Genomic DNA, 24,095 nt, shown 5'->3' with positions numbered 1-24,095 from the left:
TATACTCACCTTAGTGGCAATCAAAATTACTAAACATTAAACCTAAAGTGGATTACATCACCATCTTGAACGATATATTCCTTTCCTTCTAAGCGTGCTTTTCCTGCATCTTTAGCACCTTTTTCGCCGCTATATTGAATGTAATCATTAAAACTAATGACTTCTGCACGAATAAAACCACGTTCAAAATCAGTGTGAATTTTACCCGCAGCTTGTGGCGCAGTTGCTCCAACAGGAATGGTCCAAGCACGAACTTCTTTGACTCCTGCTGTGAAGTAAGTTTGAAGCTTAAGAAGTTTATAACCAGCACGAATGACACGATTAAGCCCAGGTTCATTTAATCCAAGATCGGCAAGAAACTCAAGTTTTTCTTCATCATTAAGTTCAGTGATGTCCGACTCAATCGCAGCACATACTGCCACAACATCAGCATTATCTGTTGTAGCAAATTCAATGACTTTATCTAGAAAAGGATTATCCTTAAAACCTGTTTCATCAACGTTGGCAATATACAGTGTTGGTTTATTTGTCAACAGTGGTGTTTGCTTAATCCATAGTTGTTGTTCATCATTAAAGTGAAAGCTGCGCGCTGGCTTTTCTGCTTCTAAATGCGCTTTTAGCGTTTGATAAAATTCAAGCTGAAGTTTAGCTTCTTTGTTAGCACTTTTGGCAAGTTTTTGTATGCGAAGGATCACTTTATCAAGTGTTTCAAGATCAGCTAATAAAAGCTCAGTGTTAATAGTTTGAATATCATCAATTGGATCAACTTTGCCTGCGATGTGTACAACATCGTTATTATGAAAGCAACGCACGACATGCGCGATAGCATCAGTTTCACGAATATTGGCTAAGAATTTATTTCCCAATCCTTCTCCTTTAGATGCGCCTGCTACAAGACCTGCAATATCGACAAATTCCATTGTGGCTGGTAATACACGTTGAGGATTGACAATATCAGATAATTGTTTCAAACGTACATCTGGTACAAAGACAATACCGATATTGGGTTCAATTGTACAAAAAGGGTAGTTCTCAGCTTGAATGCCTGCTTTAGTTAATGCATTAAAAAGAGTTGACTTGCCTACATTGGGTAAGCCAACGATTCCACATTTAAAACCCATAATGAATCCTTAAATTTTCTATTTTATTTCATTACATTTTTATTTTTGATGAAGCTGATTCATCACCGCTTGATAGTTCCCGTGTATTATATCCTCTAGATGGGATATCGCACGTTTAATGCTATCGTCGATTGCAATCTTGTCTTCCAAACAAGGTTTGCTTAACACATAACCAATCACTTTACTTTTATCACCAGGATGGTTGATGCCAATGCGCAGTCGATAGTAATCACGAGTGCCAAGAGCTGCATCAATATCTTTTAAACCATTATGCCCACCATGCCCACCTCCTTTTTTTAACCTAAGTTGTCCACAAGGAAGATCAAGCTCATCGTGAGCAACAAGAATTTCCTCAGCATCAATTTTATAAAATTGAGCAAGCTTAGACACGGCAAGTCCGCTTTTATTCATATAAGTATGAGGATAGAGAAGCCAGAGTTTATCGTTTGCAATATAGCTTTGAGCAATTGCCCCATGAAATTTGCTATCAAAAGAAAGTGTAGTATTAAGCTTACGTGCTATAGATTCGACAAACCATTCACCTGCATTGTGGCGTGTGCCCTCATATTGTGCACCGATGTTACCAAGACCAACTATCAGTTTAATTTTAGACATTCAGACAATTTATTTTCCAACAACGTAATTGGGCTTGGAGTATATACTCATCACAAATTATTTTACAGATTTTTTCGCGTTGCATTCTCAGTAAGTAGCTTACCATTTATGCATAAATGCTAATAACCCTATCTTACCAGTCCATCGTAATTATGTATTCCAACAGCAAAGAAAATGATTTGCTTTGCCCACAAAAAGCTAAACAAACCAATATATGCAGCACCAATGACATCGCTTAAATAGTGTTGACCACTCACTATTCGACTAATCGAAATAAGGATAGCAAGGATGATGAATATAAAAGTAAGCTTTTTGTTTTGCAAAAAGTAACTAAGCCCTAAAAAGCCTGCGAAAGCAAGTGAGGTATGACCCGATGGAAAGCTATTAAAGAGACGTTTGTGTGAGAACCCATGAAAACCATACAAACCATCTTGTAAAAATAACTCGGGTCGATAGCGTGCAACAAGGATTTTTACGACCAAAGTTGTGACAATCGCAATGAATAATGTTAATGTCCATATCATTAGGCGTTGATTAAGTTTGCGACGAACGTATTGCCAAATGCAAATAAGAAAAAGCACAAAAAACAAACTCGCCCAATTATTGGGGGCAAATAAGGTCGAGATAAATTTAGAAAGTTTGGTGAATACAAGGACTTGGTTTATGTGGTTATTGATATTTAGTATGAATAATCGATCAAGATAAAGATAGCAAAGTATACAGATTATGAACGTGATAATGCCAACATAAAGTGTGTTTTTAATTAATGGTTTAAAGTTATCTAGTTTTTTCATTTAAATTATTATGTCAAATTTTTAGGTAAAGAAAGAGTAGACATTTTTAATGGTTGAAGAAAGTGATTATTGCGGGTTTTTGCTTGCTTAGTTATTATTTGTGATGCGTGCATAAACTCGAGAAAATATTTAGTTATGGCAATGACAGGCTTAAAATTAACAGCTGATGGTTGGATTAATATTGCCACCAAGTATCATTCCCCCAATTATAACGATAGACCTGAAAATACGACTATTAGTCTTTTGGTCATCCACTGTATTTCTTTGCCAGAAGGGTGTTATGATAATGATAACGTAGAGTATTTCTTCCTAAATAAATTGGATTGCAGCCAAAACTCAAGTTTTCAAACCTTGCAAAATATGCGCGTATCTAGTCATTTTTATATTAAAAGAGATGGGGAGATCTTACAATTCGTATCAATAAATAAACGCGCATGGCATGCGGGGTTAAGCGAGTACAAAGGGCAAACTAATTGTAATGATTTTTCTATCGGTATAGAATTGCAAGGTACAGATAAAACGAGTTTTACAGATGAGCAATATCAAAGTATTGCTAGTTTAAGTAAAGCCTTGATTTATGTTTATCCGCAAATTAAAGGCAACGTTGTCGGTCACCAAGATATTGCACCAAATAGAAAAACGGATCCAGGAGTTGGCTTTGATTGGCGGCGTTTTATGACCAGTGTTTTAGATCCTGAAAATGATAATTAGACTTTTGTAAACAAATTTTTTACTATACAGTTCTTCGCATAATGATAAGAAATCTGCAGAGAAGGTTGCAATTATGGCATTCATGTTAACATTCATTATTATAAGTTTCTTGATTATTTTAGGTTCTTTATTCATTTGGTCAAATAAGACGTTGATTGTTGTGATGCAGTTAAAAGAGCGCCAACGTTATATGTGTAATTTTTATCATGTGAACTATGTGCCTAACTTTAAGCCAGCAGTAGTGATTAGTAATAATGTGAACTTATTTCTGGCTGTGCTGTTACGTAAAATTGCTAAACAGCCTGTAACTGTGGTGATGGAATGTCATAACCCACCTGGCAGATTGATCGATTATTTACTTAAGCATTCAGGTGTTAAAATTTTATCTCAAGCCTTTATAAGCTCATGGACAGGAGAAGGTATACTCCTTGCACATCAAGATTTATATGATAAAGTCATCAAGCTTAATAATGAGATTATTCCTATGCAAGTCTGTGGTTTCGAATGTATCAAATACACACGTGGTAGAAACGTTCCACAATGGTTACATCTGAGTTTTTTTGAACCTATTAGCATTTCTCTATCTAACAAAGCACTTAAAGATCTGTTAGCAGAAAAAAATATTTACGCCTGGGAGCGCTATGTTTCACTTATGCCATCTATTCCGGAAGTATGGATAAAGCAAGCAAAAGCAAGAAAAGGTAAAAAAGTGATTGTCGATTCCACGGGCGTTGAACTGAGTTCTGAGCGCTTATTGGTCGCGACTTTAGCATTGTCTAAACTGATGGAGCCTAGATTAAGAGAGCAAGAGCGTATTGGTATTTGTTTGCCACCGAGTGTCGGTGGGGCAATGGCTATGATGTGTGCTTTTGTTTTGGGTAAAACGATTGTTAATTTAAATTATACTGCCTCAACAAGTGCATTGGATGCAGCTATTTCAGAATCTAATATTAAAACCATTGTTACTTCAGGACGTTTCATTGAGCAATTGAAGAAGAAAGGTTTTTATTTAGAAGAAGTTTTTAGTCAGTGTCACATTATTTTGTTAGAAGACATGCGTCAGCAATTGGATAAATTTACGTTATTAAAGACTTTGCTACATGTGAAACTCTCTTCAGCAGAGCATTTGATTGCGCATTATGTAACACGCGTTTCAACAGATCATACGGCTGCGATTTTATTTAGTAGTGGCAGTGAGGGGAAACCAAAAGGAGTAGTGTTAAGTCATAAGAATATTCTGGGGAATGTGAAGCAGTCGATGATTATTTTAGGCGCAAAGTCAAACGATTCAATTTTAAGTATTTTGCCGATTTTTCATGCTTTTGGTATGACGGCTACGACAATATTACCTTTAATTGAAGGTGTTTTTATGATTTGCCACCCAGATCCTACTGATGCGGCTATGTTAGGCACATTAGCAGAAAAATATAAACCTACAATTTTATGTGGGACATCAACTTTCTTTAGAATTTATGCTCGTGCCAGACAACTTACTGCGGAACAGTTTTCATCTTTAAACTTTGTTGTTGCAGGTGCTGAGAAGCTTTTACCAGAAGTAAGAAGTATGTTTGAGAAAAAATTTGGCAAGATTATTTATGAAGGTTATGGCACAACTGAGTTAAGTCCTGTTGCATCTGTCAATCAGCCAGATGAAGGTGGGATAATTCGTAATAAGGTTGGTACTGTTGGAAATGCAGTACCAGGTGGGCGATTTATGATTATTGATCCAGAGTCAAAAGAAGAGTTACCAGCTTTGGAGGCAGGTATGATTACCTTTGGTGGTGTGAATGTAATGGAAGGTTATCTACATAACTCAGAAAAAACTACAGAAGTGATTTTTAAACGAAATCGCATCCGTTGGTATCAAACAGGTGATAAGGGTATGCTTGATGAGGATGGATATTTAACAATTTTAGATCGTTATTCACGCTTTGCTAAATTAGGTGGGGAAATGGTCAGCTTGTCAGCTGTAGAAAATGAAATTATAAAACTTATTGGTATTGACGATGAAAAAAATGAGATTTTAGCGGTGGCAACTCCAGATCAAAAAAAAGGTGAGTGTGTGTCACTTCTATATACAATGGACATTAAAGCAGAAGATCTGAAACAAAAAGTAAATAACTCAAGAATGAATAATCTACTTAAACCACAAAATTACTTTAAAGTCGAAAGTATCCCAAAACTTGGCTCTGGAAAAACAGATTTCGCAGCAGCTAAAAATCAGGTGTTAGAACTTCTACGTTAGTGACAAGTGCATAATTCGAATATTTTAACCTTAGTGCAAATCATGGATGGGGTTGTTATTTCCAAAAGTTTTCACGATAATATTTTAAAAAACTATTAAATATTAAAGGTTTTTTAATAGGATTGTGATATAGTCCAAGCTCAAATCAAGGTAAGGCTTTAATACCATGCGTTTATCTTTTTCTAAATCTATTCATCCTGTGAGTCAAAAATTAGCAGATATTGTAATTCGTAAAAAAACCAACCTTGCACTATCAGTGGATATGACAGATAGTAAAAGTTTACTTCATTTAGTAGAACAAACAGCAGATCACATTGCGGTTTTAAAAACACATATCGATATCATTTCAGATTTTACACCTAAACTTACCCAAATATTGCGGAAACTTGCCGATGAAGCTGGTTTTTTAATATTCGAGGATCGTAAGTTCGCGGATATTGGTCATACGGTTTGTCATCAAGTTAAAGATGGTATCTATCATATTGCCCAGTGGGCAGACATTATCAATGCACACTTATTGCCAGGTGTAGGCATAATAGAGGGGCTCAAAAAGGGATGCCAAGGTCGCGACATAGGGCTCTTATTATTAGCACAGATGAGTAGCAATCGTAATTTGTTCAGTGATGCCTATACCGCTAAAACGGTTGAAATTGCAGAACGAAATAAAGATTTTATAATGGGTTTCATTGCTCAGCAAAAGCTTAGTCAAGATAATGATTTAGTTACGATGACACCAGGAGTGAGTTTTTCAAGTTTAGAAGATGATCTAGGTCAAAACTATCATACTCCTCAATATGTAATTAAGGAAAAAAAATCAGATATTATTATTGTAGGTCGTGGCATATATGGTGCACAGAATCCAAAACAAGCAGCTATTGAATATCAACAACAAGCCTGGCAGTTTTTAAATAATATATAGCTCCAAAAAAGCAGATTAGGCTATTGTAAATAGAGCAACTTATTGTTTTGTCGATGATTTTTTTAAAAAAGTTTATCCAACGTTAAATGCTAGTAATATAACCAAAAATTATACACACTAAGGGCCGTACTATTTTCATTTAGATTACTGGTTGCTTTTTTTGTTTCCTTATGGGTATTGAATTTAGTAATTATAGGAGTTATTATTTAGCCATAAGCATTAGAAAGTAGATGTCTCATAAAATAAATGAAAATTTTCACTTTTTCATTATATCTGCGGTTTAAAATGAATTACTACGTTTAATGAAAATCTTAAATTTTGCAAAATGTCATAAAAATTATTTATACATCGGGATCCAGTTAATCATTAAAAAGTTAATTGTAAATATTATGGGGTTAATCAGTTTATTGAGTATTAGCTACGCCTTAAATTTAAATTCACCAAGCTATGATTTAGAATCAATCACACCTGAAACATGGCAACAAGTAAATTTAAGCTATTCAGATATCATTAATGGAAAGAAATATCCAGCTGAAATTAAGTTATTACGCCCAATTACTTGGTTAAAAGAGCAGGGTATGGATAAATTAGGAAATCAAGTGAATTTATCGATTCCTGAATTTGGTGTTGATAGGGTTGAGGTAAAAGTAACAGAAATAAACCCTACAAGTATAGATACCTCAAGTCTTGATTGGCAAAAACAAAACTCAAGACCTGTTATCAGCACTTTTAAGCGTTATGCAGAAGATGTAAGGACTTATAAGTTTAAAGATGATCAAGGTAATATCGAAAAAATCAATGCAACGCCTAATCATCCATTTTATGTAAAAAATAAAGGTAAGTTTATTGAGATTGATAAGGTTCTCTCTAGTGACAAATTAGTGCGTCAATTGGGTAAAGCGGTTAGTTTGGTTTGTCCTGTAGGTAAAACGGTTAGTTGCGGTGAGCAGTATAATAAAGACGGAAAACCTGTTGTTGTTTATAATATGGAGGTCTATAGGGAGCATGTTTATTTTGCAGGGGAAGGTAGCGTCTTAGTTCATAATGTTTGTGGTGAACTAATGTCAGATGGTGAAAGAGGTTTTTTTGCTCAAGAAATATTGAAATCCAAATATTACAATGATCATATTGGATACAGAAATTTAGTAAGCCAAGCGGAAAAAAGAATACGAGAAGTCACAAAAAAATATACCTCACCAAAGTATATTTATCGTTTAGATGATAGACCGCCAAGTGATATATTTAAGGAAGGCTTTATAGCTAGAGATAAAAATAGTAACGTCAGTTTAAATGATTACGTTGCTGATGGGAAAGCCGCATCAAAATATGTATCAACAACATCGAATAGCAATTATATAGTTGATTCATTTAAAGCAAGAAATCCTGGATCAAATTCATATTTATATAAAATAAAAAATGATCATCAAGGTATTTATATTCCTTATTCAAAGGAGGTCAATATTGAAAACAGGTTGGCTTATATTAGCCAGAGTGAATATACCTATATTAATCAGATTCCGTCAAATATAATTGTAAGCGCTGCACGAATATAGATTTTTTAAAAAAGTAGACTTCCATTTTGACCCTAAATGGAAGTCTGAAATTTATTGGGTCTAAAAACAATAATTGAACTATATAAAATGGGAGTATATATGAAGTTAAATAAGATGTTTTTAACATTTTCCGCTATTTTGTCTGTTAATCTTGTTGTTGCAGATATTAGGGAAAATAATCTCAGAGATAAGCAAGAGATAGTTTATTCAAGTATTGCAGTGGATATGGAAAAAAATAGAATTTTCCCGCAGCAAGTTTTCTCAACGAAAAATGGTATTATTTTAGCTTCAATAGGGAATGAATTTTATAGGAAAGATAATAGCGAAAAATGGCAAAAAATTGGTAGCATTAAATTAAATCAAGATGAAAAAATTATTGATATTATTTACGATAATAGTGCAGGTAGTAATTTATCTTTGGTTTTAACAGATAAAGGTCAATTATTTGGTTCAAATCAAGATCCTAATAATCTTACTTTAATAAGAAGTGGTATTAAAAAAGTAGCTTTAATTGATGATCATATTATATTACTGAGAGATAACATGTTACTGAGTTGGAATACTTATTCAATTAAGAGAGATTTAATTGAGTTGAATAAGAGATTTGCAGTTGATGCCATTGATGCTTATATTAGACGTAACTCTGTTATTTCCATTACTAGCTTTAAGCTCCCTATCAGTGGCAGTGATTCCTATATCGGGCGGAGGCATAATATTAAGGACGGTAGTGTTCTAGGTGAACTTCCTTTAGGTTACTTCATGTATGACCTGTCGGCTAGTCTGGATTTCGTGGCTTACAATAATGATGTTTATGCATTGAGAAATTATGATGGACTTCTTGTTAAAATCTCTGGAAATGGAAATTTTAAAATAATATATAAGTTTGGCTTTCCCATTACTAAAGGGAGAATTGATTTGCAAGTAATAAGTAGTGAAAATGGGAATCTCAAGGAGAAACTTGTTATTCAGACTGACAATAAATACTATATTTATGATATTGAAGAAAACAATATGACACCTATAAATTTAATAAACACTGATGAAATTATAGATTCTGCAATGGACGCTGATGGTTCTATTACTTATATTACAGGTGTTAAAGAAAGTGTTAAAGAAAAGAAAATATTTGAGGCATTTAATAAAGCAAATTACCCATGTTTTATATTTAATGATATCACACACTTACCAATAAGTATTAATACTAAACTTAGGTGTTCAACAGATGTTAGGCTAAGCCCATCATTCAATCTTAATGATACAAGGGTATATGCCAATGGCGTTAATCAATTTCCTTTAACTTTAAGCTATCAAGTTAAGAAACTAAGTGACGTGCAACTACTTCCACCTGGACACTCAAATCTTGTCAATACAAACAATTTATACATAAAAAATGAATTCAACAATACAGTACCACTTAATATGGTTAATCCATTTGAAGGCGCAAAAACAAGTCCTGCATATAGTTTGATGCGAAATGATTTTAATTTAGGTGTATATAATCCCTCTGTCAGAAGTGAGAGTAATAGCGGAGCCAATTTTTTTGCTAATACAGGTGAAAAGCAATTCTATTTTATGGTTCCAGACTCAAATTATATTAACACTAACCAAAAGTATTCATTATGTACTAAACAACCTGAACAAGATAGAAACTTTAATACATGTGCAAGTCAGGTGGATATAACAGCGATACTACCATTGAAAATTCACAGTATGGGTAAGAGTTTTGTACATGAGCCTGGTAGCTCAAATATCTATAAGCCGTCTTATTCTGTGTATGAATTTAAACCAGACAACGGTGTTCAACTATATAAAGTGCTTAATAAAACTTTCGGAAATCACTCACATGAATTTCAAGCAGATTGGAAGAATCCAAGCCTTTTAAACTCTGGGTATAACTCAAGTGATACGAGCGGTTGGCTTACAAGAGTTGGGAATGCAACACTAACGATTCCAAGTTCAAAGGTTGGTGGAAGTCCTTATGTTTATCTTGGTAATTATGGTGATCATAATATTAACGTTTCAGATGGGATCACAGTAACGCTTGATACAACTAATGGTTATGACGGTAGTGATACTTCGCCTATTAAAAATAAAAGTGATTATCTCGTTTGGGTTGGAGTTAGCAGGATAACCCCTAAGTGTTTTCCTTTCATTTGTTTTCCAAACGCTCATATGACAGTAGATAATGTTAGAGTCGATTTACAAGATATGTATGGCAATATCACAAGAGATGTTCTTTTAAATAACGGCGAAGAATTAAGAATTTAATTCTCAAATATAGCGTCATAAATTTATTTCTAATCAATAAGGGGGAAGAGTAAATGTATTCTTCATTAAAAAAGCGTATTACTTTATTTGGCTTTATTATTTTTTTCAACGAAGTAAATGCAGATAATTTCATCGCTACAAAAAACTCTGATTTATCAGCTGTTTCTACAGAAGATACATCAGAAATACTTAACAAAAAAGCAATACAGCTTAATGAAAGTGTAGAAAAAAAGGATTTTTTAAGGGGAAATGGAGCGGATAATAATATTGAGTCAAGTGCATTTAATTTTGGTGGGTTTTTAAGTGCTAAGGTTGACCAAAGGACTTTAAGTTTAGGGGTATCTGTTCAAGTTGCCCAAATTCTTTCTCATAATTTAAATGGTCCGCAGATGAAAATTATGCTTTCGTATAACCATAATTCTAATTTAGACTCTTATCAGGTAGGTAGAGGTTGGGGATTTAATTTAACTCATTATGATGCAAACAGCCAGTATTTATCCTTATCAAGAGGGGGAAGATACTTTATTGAGGATATTGCAGACCCACAATTAAAATACTACAAACTAAAAGACATTAGAGTTAATTATTGTCCAGACGAGGAGAGTAATGCTTTGCTCTCTATTCAATATAAAGATGGACTGACTGAATATTTGGATCAGTATGGACGTGTTTTTAAAATTACGAATGAGCGTGGTGATCAAGTTTTTATTAAGTATGTTAATGAATCTTTATTAATTGATCAGATTTGGGCAGAGGATCAAGAGTCTGGAGTTGTTTTCAATTACGAGGGAGGAAATGTAAGAATCACCAGTAAAGGGTTATCTGGAAAGGATCAAGAAATTCGGTTAATTAAAAATAATGGGACATTAAGTTCTGTTATTCTTCCGGATAAGAAAAGCATAATAACATATGACTATGACTACAATGGTCTTCTATCTCAAATAACCTACCCAACAGGTCTTAAAGAAAATTTCGATTATGAGCTTTTGTCACAAAATTATGGACAATGGTCTGTTTATTATGTATCCCGTCATAAAGTTATCCCTGGTTTTAAGCAAGAAAATATAGTTACAGAATATAAGCCTTTATCTGATGAGAATTATTTAGGCGAAAGATACACAGTACCTTCAAAAGGTGTTGATCCAATGTATGAGCAACACAGTAGTTATCAATATATAACTGAGAAAAAGACAGATTATACAAAGGAAAGGTATACCTACAATAAATTTCATTTACTGGACAGCAAAGAAATTTATACCCTCAATAATGTTGATAATACAGTGCAGGAAGAGAACTATATTTACGAATTCACTTTAGAGAGTTCATTTGATGAGTTACCTGATACCTATAATTTTCCGAGCAAAACGATCACACGTTTTTATAATTTAGAAAATAACAAAAGTAAGAATGCAGATGCCTATCGCGAATTAATAACAAAATCAAGCTATGATGAATATGGGAATATTATCAGTACAACAGACGCGCTTGGCGTAACCAAAACTATTAGCTATTGTTCACCGGATGGTAGTACAAATGGATGTCCAAAAGACAATAGCGGTTTTGTTCGTTTCCCCAAAGAAGAAGTCATTAAATCTTCCAGTAATGTTAGCGGCACTGCTGTTTCACCGCAAATAAAGCAATATCATTATCAAAAGCTCAATAACACAAACTTGATTGTGCCAACAAAAACGCTTTATGGCTATTTGGGTCAATCTGGAAAAGCTAGCTTTTTTCATCAGGAAGAAAATAACTATTTTGAAGACCGTAGTCAGGCTGATCATTTTGCGCTGATTAAAAATATTAGTTTACAAAACTTAGCTATAACGAGAGATAGCCAAAATGAGCAACTAGCGCAAATCAATACAGGCTTTAGTTATGAATTTAAAAATAACCAAATAGTAACAACTACTTACCCTAAAATAAACCTAAAGCAAGCTGCAGCAGTTGCTCAGAAAAAGAAAGTCATAAAAGACAAATATACTAGTTTGCCGGTTATTACTGAAGATGCAATGGGCAATAAAAGCTATAGATATTACGATGATTTAAGCAGAATAGTTGAAGAAGTCTATGGTCTTGGTACAGAACATGAGATTCGAACGAAATATGAATATATATTAAATAATCATGAAATAGCCATGATTACCACAGACCCTAATGGTTATCAGGTTAAATCGACTTATGACATGCTTGGAAGAATTATAGGTAAATATCGTCAAGCGCTTGACATAGATGGAAATGCTATTGCTGGAAAGTTTGAAAAGTTAACTGAAAATACTTATGACAGTGCTGGCAGACTTGTCCAAGTTAAACATTACGATACAGATGTTTTCAACGATGAAGTGGAAAATATTGTTAAGCTAGACTATGACATATTAGGAAGACAGCAACGTATAATTGATTCTGATGGAGCAATTACTTATACAATCTATGACGACGTTAAAAACATTAAACGGGAATGGAAAGAGGGGAAAAAAGGGGATAAATCTCCTGTTAGAGAAACTTTACTAAACCAAGACAATCAACCAATAGTTTTGAGATTATTGCGTCAAGATGGCTCTGTATATCATGAAGTACATAATACTTACGATGCTCTAGGGCGTTTAATAACAACAGTAAATGAAAATGGCTCCCAAACAAATTTTATATATAACCCAAAAGGGGAGTTAATTTCTAAAGAACTAGATAATGGAACTTCAATAAATTACTTTTATGATTTACTATCCAAATTAGTGTGATAACAGATAAAAAAGAAGAATTTGTTTTAGGTCGACATTATTATGATGAACTAGGACAATTGAAGTGGGAAACTAATACCGATAACAATAAGTCATATTTTAACTACGATGTCATGGGTAACGTTATTGAGCATATTAATAAATATGGAGCGAGCCTCAGATCTGAGATTGATCCAGTAACACAGCTGAAGAGTAAAAGTTTTATTGAAAATGATGATGAGTACACCGTGCAGTACAGATATGATCCGAAAACAGCGACATTAGTCAATATGACAGATGCTAATGGGAATTACCATTATGTTTATAATGCTGATGGTTCTTTAAAGCATGAACGCTACCGGTATGGATCAGAGTTAGAGCATGAATCTCAATACATGTATAGCAGATCAGGAAAGCTCAGTTCATTTATTGATTTTCAAGGAAATACTACTCGCTATCACTACACTAATATGGGTAGGATATCAAGTATTGACTATAAAGAAGCAGGTAATAGTGACTATGACCTTAATTATGTGCGTTACCAGTATGACAACCTAGGTCGTGTAATAGAGAAAAGCATCAAGAGTAAGATTACAACTAAATTCTATTACGACCATGATACAGGTGTGTTAAATACCCAAGAGGATTATGTTGATGGGAGCTTGGTAAATAAACTTGAGTATGAGTATCGCGAAAATAAAAATTTAGCTAGAGACGATGGTGCTAGTTTACTTAGCGGCAATATCTCTAAGCGCACAAGAACCGATGAGCAAGGGAATATCGCCATAGAAAGCTATGACTATGATCTCATGAATAACCTTAAAAGCTATCGCTGCCAAGGTGTATTATGCCCTAGGGATTCTCTCAAGAATGTTATTACCAAGCAGGTATATACTTTCGATAGTTTTAATAATATTAGAACTATTACAACAAATTACATTGATAAGCATGATAATTTAGAAAAAAATAACGTAACAACCTATTACTATGATTCCGCCAATCCTGTCAAGCTACTAAGGTATACCAACTCAGTTTCAGAATATGGAAATTCTAGAACGTTAGAATATGATAAGGCAGGAGCGATAACTTTAGATGATTATGGGAATGTACTTACGTATGATAAATTAGGGAGAACAAAAAGTTTTATAGCTTTTGGTGAGAGCTCAGGTCAAAAAACAACCTATGGCTATAATGGTTATAATCAAATGGTTTGGCAAGAAGTGCCTAAACAGGAAAAGTTATTTTTATACTATATTGGCAATCAACTAAAGCATGAATCTCAAGATGGAGAATGGCTAACTTATCTTTCAGATGGGCAGAGCAAAATAGGACAGATAAAGCAGACGAATAATAGTAAAAACATAACGGGCTTATCCTTTTATTTAAAAGATATGAACCAAAGTGTTTTATATGATATTCAACCATCTTTAACTAATGGACAATTTAAATTGGTAAGTCAAAAAACTTATAGTCCTTATGGGATAGCAACTGATCTTTTGCAAACAGAAAGCACTGATATTGAAAGTCTTTTATTGCATAACATGTCTATTGGTTACAATGGTCAAAGAACCGATGCAATAACAGAGTATCAGTTTTTAGGAAACGGTTATAGAGCCTATAATCCCGCACTTAAAAGATTTATGTCGTATGATAGTATGTCTCCTTTTGAAGCAGGAGGTACTAATGGTTATTTATATGGTGCTAACAATCCCATTATGTACCAGGATCCAAGTGGACATTTTATTGTATCACTTTTAACAAGCATTATTGTTGGCGCTATCGTTGGTACTGTAGCAAATACCGTAATTACAGGAGCACTTACTGACTGGAATGGTGAAGCGATGTCTCAAGCAGCATGGAAGGGAGCTATTTTAGGGGCTGTAGGTGGTGCTATCAGTGGTGGTTTTAGTGCAGCCGCAGCAGTAGGGATTATTGGAAGTGCAGCAGCAGGAGTTACTTCCTCTGTGGCGGATATTGCTATAACAGGTGCGATAGGATTTGGCTTGGATGTGGCAACTGGATCAAACCCCTCTGATGCTTTAAGAGGGCTGGGCATAGGGCTTGGTATTGGTGCGTTAACTGCTGGTATCGGTTATGGTGTAGGTAAGATACTCAAGGCTGCCAAACCTCAAAGAGCATGCTTTACGGAGGGGACATTGGTATTGGTATGGGACGATGAGTCTGTGGCAATACATAAAGAGATACAAGATATTAATCTTGGGGATTTTGTGATTACTAGTTATGAAACTGATCAAGAAGTAGGTGATAATAATGCACTTCAAAGTGCAGAAGAAGATGATTCTAATAATGATGTCTTGATAATTGATGAAAACGAAGAAAATAATTTAAAGGTGGCATAATTGTTTATGAAAATCATTATTAGTATTTTAGCGTTTTTAAGTATAGCGTATGGCAAAAACTTAACTTTACCAAGCTATGATTTAGAATTAATCACACCAGAAACGTGGCAGCAAGTGACGCTAAACTATAACGATATAATTGACGGTAAAGAATATCCTGCTGAGATTAAACTTCTACGTCCGATTGAGTGGTTAAAAGCAAATGGCATTGATGAGGTGGGTAACAAAGCTTTATTTTCATTACCAGAGTTTGGGGTTGATTCAGTTGAAGTAAATGTAACAGAAATAAACGCTACAAATATAGACACCTCAAACATTGATTGGCAAAAGCAGAGTTCAAGACCAGTTATAACAACTTTTAAGCGTTATGCAGAAGATGTTAGAACATACAGCTTTAAAGATGAGCAAGGCAATATTGAAAAAATTAATGTAACGCCTAACCATCCATTTTATGTAAAAAGCAAAGCTGATTTTGTTGAAATTGATAAGATTTCAGTTAGTGATAAGTTAGTAAGTCAAACTGGCAAGCAAGTTAAATTGGTTTGTCCAGTTGGCCAAGAAAGTAGTTGTGGTCAGCGATATAATAAATATTTTGAGCCCATTGAGGTTTATAATTTAGAGGTGTACCATGAGCATGTTTATTTTGTTGGGCACAAACAACTTTTAGTACATAATACTTGCCTAAGATTAAAAGATCTTGCAGCAAGGAAGTTATTGTCATCAAATCTAAATACGGCAATTAGAGTTGATACAAGAACAATAGAGGAAATATCTTCAGCTGGGGGCTTTAAGACTCAAGTGTTTGCAAATGAACCACGCAGCATACACCCAGATCATGTTTTGATGAATGCTATTTCAGCAGTTGAAGGCAGTGGTTATGAAGGTGCTATGAGGGCATATCGTGGTTTTTCAGGGAATGCCAATGCTTTAGCGCCAAAAGCGGCTATTAACGTTTATGAGATAAATATGAAAGGGTTTTCTTTTCTAAGGTTTGACAATTTTTCTTTAGAGCAGTTAAAAAGTATGGGAGCTCCATTAGATGCCCATATAACTGGAGAAATTCAGTTATATGGGCCTATAACTGTCGACCGTATTAGGCATATTGGAAAATTGGGTGGAAGTAACTTTATTGAAAGATTTATTAACAAACAAAAACTAAAGAGTCACAGCAATTCTCACTGAGTTTTGCAAATAAAGAGACACAAGATATCAATCTCGGGGATTTTGTGATTACTAGTTATGAAACTGATCAAGAAGTAGGTGATAATAATACACTTCAAAGTGCAGAAGAAGATGATTCTAATAATGATGTCTTGATAATTGATGAAAACGAAGAAAATGATCTAAAGGCGGCATAATCAACTATGAAGATTATTCTTTTTACTTTAACTTTCTTAAGTATATCTTATGGTAGAAACTTGCCTTTGCCTAGTTACGATTTTGAGCCAATCACGCCTAAAACATGGCAGAAAGTTGAGCTTAAGTATTCAGATATTATTAATGGTAAAGAGTATCCTGCTGAGATTAAAATGCTGCGTCCGATTGACTGGTTAAGAGCAAACAGCCTTGATAAGATAGAAAGTGATGTTAACTTGTCTATTCCTGAATTTGGAGTTGAAAATGTACAAGTCACAGTAACAGCAATTCAATTTATCAAATTAGATATTTCTGGTATTGATTGGTCAATAGATAGAAAAAGACCCGTAATCAGTCTATTTAAACGCTATGCAGAAGATGTTAGGATTTATACGTTTAAAGACGATTTAGGGAACATTGAGCAAATCAACGCGACACCAAACCATCCTTTTTATATAAAGAATAAAGGTGCATTTGTTGAAATTGATAAAGTCTTAGCAAGTGATGAGTTGTTGAGTCAAACTGGCAAGCAAGTTAAATTGGTTTGTCCAGTTGGTCAAAATAGTAGTTGTGGTAAACCTTATAATAAAAGTAGCGAACCTATCATTGTCTACAATTTAGAAGTTTATAGGGAGCATATTTATTTTGTAGGCGATCTTGATGTTCTTGTGCATAACAAAAGAGATTTAGTTCATGAGTCTCGTTTTATAAATAAAAGAGCTTATGAAGACCAAAAATCAATAGGTAAAATTTCTTATACTACAGAAAAAGGAAGTAAATATTCATATCATAAAAATAAATTTAAACGTGAAATGAGTAAATATATAGTGATTGAAAATGGTTATACAGGAAAAATAATATCTAGTAATAAAGCAATAATTAGCTCATTTGATTATGACGCAATGAATTATTTTTTAGATGTTGTTGAGAAAGCAAACTCAATAAATATGGGGGACAGTGCTTCTGAGGCATATATAAGTGCAGAAAGTTATTTTAATAGGTTTTTATACCATGGAAATGGTGTGTATGATCGAATATATAGTTTTATGAACAAAGATTACTATATTCGGCATGATTCTTTAATGAGTACAAAAGGATTTAATGTCATAGATTATATAGGAGATAAAACACCTCCCGCTACACATGTTGGTCATAGGATTTGTTGATTAGCAATTATGTGAGGATTTTTGTGGTTGTGTTCTTTCACTCACGACAGCAACGGTTGTCTCATCGGCTTGGATATATGGCAAAAGCTTCATCTGCTCAAACACTTCATCCACAACAGGTTGTACTTTTTCGCCTAACTCAGCAAGCCAGCGACACATGCTGTTGCGTGGCAGGTCAATTTCAAGCTGTTTTCAGATTTGCTCCTGGCGATACAGGGGTAAGTGATGGCAAAACTTAGCTTGAACAATATACCCATCGTAAATCATTTTACCGAGTTTGGGATGTGAAAATTGTCGTTAATCCTTGAGCTTAAACTTGCTGAAATTTCAGGCAAATCATCGTCAAAAAACGACTTGATTCTTGCCTAGCCCCTATGGCATTTGCAACAGAAATGGTTGATAAACTAACTTTACCCGATAGAGTAAGTATTATGTATGAAAACTTTAATTTTATTCCTGAGATTTAGATATAGCATATTTGCTGAGGTTACTATAGCAGGGACGACTAAATTAAGCTTTGCAAATATAGCAACTTATTGCTTTACTTTTGATTGTCTTGTTGAGACCTGTTTATGGATAATAGTAAAATAGTTTGTGACGGACATGTCAATTTGATCGTATTACGTTAAGGAGTGAAGTCAAATGAATGATCAACAAACAATAAAATCAAGAGTTCTTGATTTGAAAACCTATATGATGCACGCTGGATTGACAGCTTGCATGGTTATAACGTTCGGGATGGTGCAAAAAGCGTACTCAATACCAAGCCAGAGTCAACCTAATGCTTCATTAGAACAAGTTGCTCCAAAAGTTGTACTTAATTCGTCAGAAAAATGTTCATCTCAATTAAAGACATTAAGTTCAATTACAGTCTCTGAGGTTGAAGATGCACAACAAGCATGGGGTAATGGTATTGTTGCGATAGGTAAAGCCTATCTCGATAAAGGAGATTATCAACAAGTTGCCAAAAATATAATTAATAAACTATACGCCTATAATTATGAAAACGGTGTGGTAATGTTCAAGCCAACTAAAGCAAGAGAATCACTTTTTAGAAAAACCAAAGAATCTGCCTTGTCATATTTTGTTGGTAATAATGCAAAATTTAAAGAAGATAAAGGTTTTGCTTTGGAACCATGGACAAAAGTAGAGTTCCATAATAGTGAAATGTATTTCCATGGCGATATGGCAATTGCAATGGGAACCTATGACTTTACTGATACAAAGAGTAAAACTACGACGGTGGAGTATACATTTGCTTATGTCAAAGATCCAAGTGGGCAATTAAAAATTGTGCTTCACCATTCATCTGTTCCATATGGCAGTTAAAAAATTAACAATACAATAGTAATTGACTTTAGTCATTGACTTTTTGCCCAACTCCGGGTACTGATATTATAGTGAAATTCACACCTTTAGGAACAATTCCCATGTTTAAGCGTGTACTCCTTTTATTATTTTTTAGTATCTCATCCCCTATATTTGCTGACGATTCTTGGGAAGTCAGCGTAAAAAACGCGCCTAGCGGATTATTTGATTTTAATGTCTACGCTGTCACATGGCAGCCAACATTTTGTAAACTTTATAGATCATTTAGCTGTAATTGCAAGAATGAATTCAAAGTTCATGGGATATGGCCCTATTATGCAACACCTTACCATATAAAAAGCAATACTCACATTAGAAATTATCATCCTTCATATTGTTTTAAGTCAAAAGGGTGCCCTGCTTTAGAGCAATGCGCCATCGATCCAACAATACTAAAAATGATCAAAAACAACGAAAATCTATTTTCTTTATATCCAAACAACGATCAATTATTTAGCAAAGAATGGGAAAAGCACGGTACGTGTTCTGGACTTACCCAGATTGAATACTTTGAGCAGGCATTAAAGTATAAAGAAAAGATATTTCCTTATCTTTACAAATTGGTTACTTTTTTTAATTTATCTTTGCCAATTAATGATCAAGAAGTTGACATTGCTGAAATTCGCGCGTTTCTTCCACAAAGTGTAGGTTTACGGTGTGCTCAATTTGATAACAGGAGTTATCTTTATGAAGTTCATTTTTTTATAGACAGAAAAGGAGAAACGTTTGCAGAAACAAATACTCAAATAGGTGAAGAATGCCCAGATAAAGTTATTATACCCCACACTCTAATTTAGAAATTTAAATATTTAACGCTATGTCTTGTATCTGTATCGGTTTGAGTTTTTTGGAGTATTTAGTTTAGTGTCGTGCGTTTCATTTCATACGCGCCATTTCAATCGTGCTAGCAACTCATCATAATTTTCACCCTCTACTAAGAGTTTAGATGCCCCGTCAACAGAGGATGTGGCTGCATTAACCCTAGCTTGATTGTCATACTTAACCACCCATGTCGGTAAAGCGATTGTTAAATCTTCTCTCAACAAAGGAGTATGCGTAGTCTGCAAACACCATCCTGTATAATTGCGGGTCCTTTTCAGCTTTCATGATTAATTTATCTCGAAAATACATTGCCTGCTCTACAGTTAAGCCAGGCAGTCGAAGTTTGTCTCGAGCATGGGCAGCTGGTAATAGATCTTGCTCGGATATACTTACCAAGTGACTGATAGGATAACGATTATTAAGAAGACTTATCATGGAAGGTAGATAGTTCTCGCTATCTCTCAGTTCTATTAGATGAAGCTCCTTGACTAAAGAGCAAGGTGGTAGACTATGTGAACGTATGGAATAAAAACAGAATAAATTATAATCTACAAGAGAGTTTATCAACTGGTTTTTTCGCGTAATCAACTCAAAACCTGCTCTAGATACGACAACAACATTATCTTTCATTTTTCTCACCTCCTAGAACGTTTTCTGACCTTATGCCAAATTTTAGAAATACCATGCAACCTAGAATTCCAGTTAGCGTAACCGTTGTGTTTAAATACCCATTATCTGAAAACCAAATTGTTCAACGATTACTGAATTTATATAATTTGCAATTGCAACCGAGCCTGCTGAGAAAAGAGACAACCAACCAAATGATGTGCCAAGGCTGTTTGCATTGATTTTTGTGATAAGGTAATCAATCCTGTTAACCATTCCAACTTCAGCAATTGTAAATGCAATGATGCCTATCAGTACTAGAATATATTTTATTGTAAGACTTAAAGTATCATTAATCGCCATAGCCATGAGTAAACAAAACAATGCTTGAAACGAAAAAAGTACATAAAAGTTCAAGTTATGTGCATATCTTTTCCAGAAAAGCTGATAACTGATCATGAGGGTAGCATTTACAGTGAAGACCACCAACACCATGAAACTGCCAGAAATTTTATGCAAAAAGATTGGCAGCAAATACTCTACATGTGAATAAATCGCTGAAAAACCCATTTGCAGAAGAATAATTGGGTAGACCTGTTTATTTTTCAGAAAAGAGAAAAGACTCCCTAAAAAACTTACATTTTCTCTTTTTTTCCTGATTTCCTCTTTTATACCAAAAAAATAAAAAAAGAACGGTTGTATAAATCATAATACTTATTAAACCTAGTGTCGTAATGCTAAAGCTCAATAACAAAAGTCCAATAAGCGGACCAATCGCTGTTCCGGCATTAAATAATGCGTTGCGTAATGAAATGACGTCTTTTAAATTGCGATCGTTATCAGTGTACTGAGAATAAAGAAAAGACCTAACTGCTGGATTAAACGTAGCACTCTTGGCTTATTAAATTCAAGTATGTATCTACTTTATCTACTACCAGCATAAATATGTCAGTATTAAATTTTAATAAGGTAGTTCTAACTTTGTTGAAAATCATTTTACTTCTGCCGGATGGTGATTTATCGTAAACTCGTTTGCAAACCTGTATATGATGTGGAATATAAAAGTTTATGAATATCAGTATCTTTGATTTGTTTTCAATTGGTGTTGGTCCATCTTCATCTCATACTGTGGGACCGATGCGTGCGACTTTTCGTTTTTTACAAAAAAATCACCTTTATTTAGAGAAAACAACACGTTTTTGTATTGAGCTTTTTGGTTCATTGGCATTGACTGGTAAAGGACACAAAACCGATTATGCTTGTGTACTGGGAGCAGCAGGTTTTGAACCACATACTATTGATATTGATAAGGCAGCTTTGCACTATTTTGAAATATTAAAAAATAAACGTATAAAATTGTTGGATGAAAAAGAAATAAACTTTGATTATGAAAAAGATTTTGTCTTTCACTATGATCAAGCTTTGCCAGAACATGCCAATGGGATGTTGTTTACGCTGTTTGATGATAAAGGTAAGGTGTTAGTAACACGTAAATATTTTTCAGTGGGTGGGGGGTTTATTCTAGATGAAAATGAAATGCAAGCTCAAAGCGATCCCGCACCAGTGGATGCACATCGAGTCCCTTATCCATTTTCCACTGCGCATCAATTACTGGAATTATGTCATAAGCATCATATGAATATTGCTGAATTGATGATGGCAAATGAGTGTTCATTACGACCAAAAGTAGAAGTAGAAGAAGGTATACTTAAAATTTGGCAAGTTATGGATCAATCGATTGATAAAGGTTTAGCTACGGATGGAGAACTACCAGGAGGGCTAGCCGTGAAGCGTCGAGCATATAAGTTGAAAAAGCGTTTAGAGAGTGGTCGCCTGGATATTCAAGATTTAAATTGGCTTAATGTGTTTGCCATTGCTGTGAATGAAGAAAATGCAGCTGGAGGCAAGGTTGTAACTGCACCAACTAATGGTGCTGCTGGTATCATTCCCGCAGTATTAAAACATCATATTTTAAGTTACCCATTTACGACTAAAAAAGACATTATTGATTACTTACTCACAACGGCAGCAGTTGGTATTTTGTTTAAAAAAGGTGCCTCTATTTCAGCAGCAGAAGTGGGTTGTCAGGGAGAGGTAGGTGTCGCTTGTTCAATGGCAGCGGCAGGTCTTTGTGCACTATTAGGTGGTACGGTGCTACAAGTCGAAAATGCAGCAGAAATGGGCATGGAGCATAATTTAGGACTAACTTGTGATCCAATTGGTGGGCTTGTACAAATTCCTTGTATTGAGCGCAATGCAATGGGAGCTGTGCAAGCGGTAAATGCTGCAAAACTTTCATTGTTAGGTGATGGAGAACATCACGTAAGCTTAGATAAAGTCATTCAAACTATGAAAGAAACTGGAAAAGATATGTCAACTAAATATAAAGAAACATCGTTAGGAGGGTTGGCAGTTAATTTACCGGCGTGTTAGTTTTAGGTGTTATTATATTGTCTAGGTTGGATTGTAAAGTGGTTTTAAGTCGTTTAGGTGTTTGTTGAAGAATGTTGGTGACTAAATCAAAGGTTTTTAAAATTGAAAGTGGGGTGTTAATAGCATTTTCAGCATCAGGTAAAGGCATATCAGGTGAATCGCTTTCAAGTAAAATATGGCTAGCACCAATACGTCGAATGACTTGACTGAGTTTGCTGTTTGGGTAATGCAAAATACTGCCAATACCAAGTTTAAAGCCTAAATCACAATAAGTTTTAGCAATATTATAACTTCCAGAAAAAGCGTGAATAATCCCACCAAACATAAAATGATCAGCTTTTAAGGTTTCAATGATTTCATTATGCGCCTTAGCACTATGAATAATGATGGGTTTCTTAAGTGTTTTGGCTACTAAAAGCTGCTGTTTAAAATAAAATTGCTGCCCTTCAAAATTATCTAAAAAGCGTTTATCTAAGCCGATTTCACCGATGAGCTTAATATTATTTATTGTGATCCAGTGGTGTAATTTATCAATATGATGTGGTCTATGATTTTGTAAAAAACAAGGGTGTAGACCAAGTGCTGGAGTGATAAATGGATGATGAACACTTAAAGCAATCACCTTGTGCCAATTATGGAACTGTACAGCAGGATTGATGAAATGTGAAATGCCAGAAGCTAGGCAATTAGATATAAGATCATCTTGCATATGATCAAAACAGGTAAAGTCTAAATGGCAATGGCTATCTGTAAGCATGTTATTTTTTTGACTAAAGTGGAATAATCACAAATTGTAACAAGTATGTAGTTATTAAACTACCTAAATATTTATCTTCTTGCAGGAAGAATTAATTAGTATCAAAATGTATTTGAAAGTAGATAAATGTTTATATTATAATGCCGCCCGTGCAACCTGCACAAAATTATAGGACATATAAGGGAATTAATAAGGCATATTAAGTATGAGAGGAAAATATTGTATGAAACACACTCAGGCAAAAACATTTAAATATAGCACACTAGGTCTTGCATTATTACTGACTG

20 protein-coding genes are annotated in these 24,095 nt (G+C 34.4%); 13 read left to right on the top strand and 7 right to left on the bottom strand.

Features of this window, described 5'->3' with window-relative positions:
* Positions 1-29: 29 nt before the first annotated feature.
* From ychF to DNJ77_RS05555, 3 genes are all read right to left on the bottom strand, one after another.
* The gene (gene ychF / locus DNJ77_RS05565) at positions 30-1,121 is read right to left on the bottom strand and encodes a redox-regulated ATPase YchF (RefSeq protein ID WP_116964007.1); all 1,092 of its coding nucleotides are present in this window, start codon (positions 1,119-1,121) and stop codon (positions 30-32) included.
* A 39-nt stretch (positions 1,122-1,160) separates the two neighbouring features.
* The gene (gene pth / locus DNJ77_RS05560) at positions 1,161-1,736 is read right to left on the bottom strand and encodes an aminoacyl-tRNA hydrolase (protein ID WP_116964006.1); all 576 of its coding nucleotides are present in this window, start codon (positions 1,734-1,736) and stop codon (positions 1,161-1,163) included.
* A 128-nt stretch (positions 1,737-1,864) separates the two neighbouring features.
* Complete coding sequence (locus DNJ77_RS05555) at positions 1,865-2,530, bottom strand: phosphatase PAP2 family protein (protein WP_116964005.1); 666 nt, start codon at positions 2,528-2,530, stop codon at positions 1,865-1,867.
* A gap of 135 nt (positions 2,531-2,665) precedes the next feature.
* On the opposite strand from DNJ77_RS05555, the gene ampD reads away from it, so the two are divergent.
* The 10 genes from ampD to DNJ77_RS05510 all read left to right on the top strand — a co-directional run bounded on the left by ampD (position 2,666) and on the right by DNJ77_RS05510 (position 17,822).
* Positions 2,666-3,241 carry a 1,6-anhydro-N-acetylmuramyl-L-alanine amidase AmpD gene (gene ampD / locus DNJ77_RS05550; RefSeq protein WP_420810617.1) on the top strand — a complete coding sequence of 192 codons (576 nt, stop codon included), beginning with the start codon at positions 2,666-2,668 and terminating at the stop codon, positions 3,239-3,241.
* Positions 3,242-3,314: 73 nt separating this feature from the next.
* Entirely contained in the window at positions 3,315-5,486 is a 2,172-nt protein-coding gene (locus DNJ77_RS05545) for an AMP-binding protein (RefSeq protein ID WP_116964004.1), read from the top strand.
* 166 nt (positions 5,487-5,652) lie between these two features.
* Complete coding sequence (pyrF, locus tag DNJ77_RS05540; protein ID WP_116964003.1) at positions 5,653-6,405, top strand: orotidine-5'-phosphate decarboxylase; 753 nt, start codon at positions 5,653-5,655, stop codon at positions 6,403-6,405.
* Positions 6,406-6,707: 302 nt separating this feature from the next.
* Positions 6,708-7,958, top strand: a complete 1,251-nt coding sequence (locus DNJ77_RS05535; RefSeq protein ID WP_116964002.1) for a scabin-related ADP-ribosyltransferase — start codon at positions 6,708-6,710, stop codon at positions 7,956-7,958.
* Between the two features lie 99 nt (positions 7,959-8,057).
* Positions 8,058-10,226 (top strand): hypothetical protein, encoded by a 2,169-nt coding sequence (locus DNJ77_RS05530; protein ID WP_116964001.1) that lies wholly within the window; start codon positions 8,058-8,060, stop codon positions 10,224-10,226.
* Positions 10,227-10,279: 53 nt separating this feature from the next.
* Positions 10,280-12,961, top strand: a complete 2,682-nt coding sequence (locus DNJ77_RS05525; RefSeq protein WP_116964000.1) for a hypothetical protein — start codon at positions 10,280-10,282, stop codon at positions 12,959-12,961.
* Positions 12,958-15,300 (top strand): RHS repeat-associated core domain-containing protein, encoded by a 2,343-nt coding sequence (locus DNJ77_RS05520; protein ID WP_116963999.1) that lies wholly within the window; start codon positions 12,958-12,960, stop codon positions 15,298-15,300. The genes DNJ77_RS05525 and DNJ77_RS05520 overlap by 4 nt, the downstream gene beginning before the upstream one ends.
* A gap of 6 nt (positions 15,301-15,306) precedes the next feature.
* Positions 15,307-16,482, top strand: coding sequence for a polymorphic toxin-type HINT domain-containing protein (locus DNJ77_RS05515; protein ID WP_116963998.1), 1,176 nt, complete (start codon positions 15,307-15,309; stop codon positions 16,480-16,482).
* 44 nt (positions 16,483-16,526) lie between these two features.
* Complete coding sequence (locus tag DNJ77_RS10155; protein ID WP_275667770.1) at positions 16,527-16,658, top strand: hypothetical protein; 132 nt, start codon at positions 16,527-16,529, stop codon at positions 16,656-16,658.
* A gap of 6 nt (positions 16,659-16,664) precedes the next feature.
* Positions 16,665-17,822, top strand: a complete 1,158-nt coding sequence (locus DNJ77_RS05510) for a polymorphic toxin-type HINT domain-containing protein (protein WP_116963997.1) — start codon at positions 16,665-16,667, stop codon at positions 17,820-17,822.
* Here DNJ77_RS05510 and DNJ77_RS05505 read toward each other — a convergent pair whose 3' ends face one another.
* Positions 17,823-18,002, bottom strand: coding sequence for an IS66 family transposase (locus tag DNJ77_RS05505; RefSeq protein ID WP_338032301.1), 180 nt, complete (start codon positions 18,000-18,002; stop codon positions 17,823-17,825).
* Between the two features lie 462 nt (positions 18,003-18,464).
* Here DNJ77_RS05505 and DNJ77_RS05500 point away from each other — a divergent pair, with 462 nt between their 5' ends.
* Together DNJ77_RS05500 and DNJ77_RS05495 are read left to right on the top strand one after the other, a co-directional pair.
* The gene (locus DNJ77_RS05500) at positions 18,465-19,151 is read left to right on the top strand and encodes a hypothetical protein (RefSeq protein WP_116963995.1); all 687 of its coding nucleotides are present in this window, start codon (positions 18,465-18,467) and stop codon (positions 19,149-19,151) included.
* A 35-nt stretch (positions 19,152-19,186) separates the two neighbouring features.
* Positions 19,187-19,987 (top strand): ribonuclease T2 family protein, encoded by an 801-nt coding sequence (locus DNJ77_RS05495; RefSeq protein ID WP_157966610.1) that lies wholly within the window; start codon positions 19,187-19,189, stop codon positions 19,985-19,987.
* 202 nt (positions 19,988-20,189) lie between these two features.
* On the opposite strand, the gene DNJ77_RS05490 is transcribed toward DNJ77_RS05495, so the two are convergent.
* Both DNJ77_RS05490 and DNJ77_RS05485 read right to left on the bottom strand, forming a co-directional pair.
* Complete coding sequence (locus DNJ77_RS05490; RefSeq protein ID WP_116963993.1) at positions 20,190-20,642, bottom strand: ATP-grasp domain-containing protein; 453 nt, start codon at positions 20,640-20,642, stop codon at positions 20,190-20,192.
* A 90-nt stretch (positions 20,643-20,732) separates the two neighbouring features.
* Positions 20,733-21,077 carry a hypothetical protein gene (locus tag DNJ77_RS05485; RefSeq protein WP_157966609.1) on the bottom strand — a complete coding sequence of 115 codons (345 nt, stop codon included), beginning with the start codon at positions 21,075-21,077 and terminating at the stop codon, positions 20,733-20,735.
* 609 nt (positions 21,078-21,686) lie between these two features.
* On the opposite strand from DNJ77_RS05485, the gene DNJ77_RS05480 reads away from it, so the two are divergent.
* Positions 21,687-23,051: an L-serine ammonia-lyase gene (locus DNJ77_RS05480; RefSeq protein ID WP_116963991.1), complete on the top strand. Its 1,365-nt coding sequence runs from the start codon at positions 21,687-21,689 to the stop codon at positions 23,049-23,051.
* Here DNJ77_RS05480 and DNJ77_RS05475 read toward each other — a convergent pair.
* A complete protein-coding gene (locus DNJ77_RS05475; RefSeq protein ID WP_116963990.1) occupies positions 23,032-23,808 on the bottom strand; it encodes a TatD family hydrolase in 777 nt (258 codons plus the stop codon). The genes DNJ77_RS05480 and DNJ77_RS05475 overlap by 20 nt on opposite strands.
* Positions 23,809-24,095: the final 287 nt, after the last annotated feature.

Origin of the sequence: Fastidiosibacter lacustris, assembly GCF_003428155.1 — a bacterium.
Classification (GTDB): Bacteria; Pseudomonadota; Gammaproteobacteria; order Francisellales; family Francisellaceae; genus Caedibacter; species Caedibacter lacustris.
Note: the sequence above shows the minus strand (reverse complement) of the source record. Positions and strands in the feature narration are given on the sequence as shown.